At 71.5% G+C, this 1,248-nt stretch carries 2 protein-coding genes; both read left to right on the top strand.

Translation table 11 applies throughout. The features are described 5' to 3' along the window. On the top strand, window positions 1-979 hold a 979-nt coding region (locus AB0J67_RS41255), incomplete at its 5' end, for a DDE-type integrase/transposase/recombinase (protein ID WP_363491298.1). Beyond that, the coding region (locus AB0J67_RS41250) for an ATP-binding protein (RefSeq protein WP_363491296.1) at window positions 976-1,248 on the top strand (273 nt) is incomplete at its 3' end. The genes AB0J67_RS41255 and AB0J67_RS41250, both read left to right, overlap by 4 nt.

The raw sequence follows: 1,248 nt of genomic DNA, 5'->3' as shown, positions 1-1,248 counted from the left end.
TGACGAGGGCGCGATCCTGGCCCATGTCGGCATCGCGAAGGTGTACTCGTTTCACATGGTCCTGTCGTACTCACGCGACCCGTACTGCTGCTTCACGACCAGCATGGACCTGGCCACGTTCTGGGAGTGCCACCGGCGGGCGTTCGCGCACTTCGGCGGTTCACCCGGCGCGATCGTCTACGACCGGACCAAGACCGTCGTACGCCGACACGTCGCCCCAGGCCGGGCGGTGCCGCTGCACCCCGAAGCGGTCGCGTTCGCCGGGCACTACGACTTCGACATCGATGTCCTGGCCGCATACCGGCCCACCGGCAAAGGCCGCGTCGAACGCCAGGTCACGATCGTGCGAGAGCACGTGCTGGCCGGGCGGGCGTTCTCGTCACTGCGTGATCTGGATCAGGCGTTCCTGGCGTGGGTGCCGCAGCGGCGGGCGCGAACCCACCGCACCCACGGCGAGGTGATCGGCGTGCGCGCCGCCCGCGACCACGCCGCGCTGCGCCCACTGCCGGCACGACCGTATGCGGTCCTCGACCGGCACCTGCGCCACGTCGGCAAGGACTGCCTGGTCGCGTTCGACGCCAACCTGTACTCCGTACCGGCCCGCAAGGTACGCCCCCGGCAGCTGGTCGAGGTCCGGGCCACCGCCGCGACGGTCAGCCTGCACGCGGTCACCGCCGACCCGACCGCCGACACGCTGCTGGCCACGCACCCGCGCGCAGTCGGCCGCGGTGCCCGCGTCGTCGACCCCGCCCACTGGGACGGGTTGCCCGACGGGCGCACCCGCGCCGTCACCACCGGCGATCCGCCCACCAACCATGTCCCGCGGCAGGCACCGGGAGCCAGCCCGCTGCAGTCCCTGCTCAACCGGGCCGCCGCCGCAGCAGTGGCCGTCGACCGGCGCCCGCTGTCGGTCTATGACGAGATCGCCGGCACCGGCCCGTTCGCGCTGCCCCGCATCGACCCGAAGGACGTGTCATGAGTGACCTGGTCGCCGACCGGATCCGGGCCACCGCCGCCAGGCTCGGCCTGCCCCACCTGGCCGCCAACCTCACCGAACTGACCCGCCGCGCCGATGGCACCACCATGGGCTACCTGGACTTCCTCGACCTCATCCTCGAAGAAGAACTGGCCGTGCGCGACGAACGCCGCTACCGCAGCGTGCTGCGCCTGTCGAAGCTGCCCCACCACAAGCCCCTCGACACCTACGACTTCTCGTTCCAGCCCGACCTCGACCCCCGCAAGGTCAAA

It is taken from the genome of Catellatospora sp. NPDC049609 (genome assembly GCF_040675365.1).
Lineage (GTDB): Bacteria > Actinomycetota > Actinomycetes > Mycobacteriales > Micromonosporaceae > Catellatospora.
This window is presented reverse-complemented; position numbering and strand designations above follow the sequence as displayed.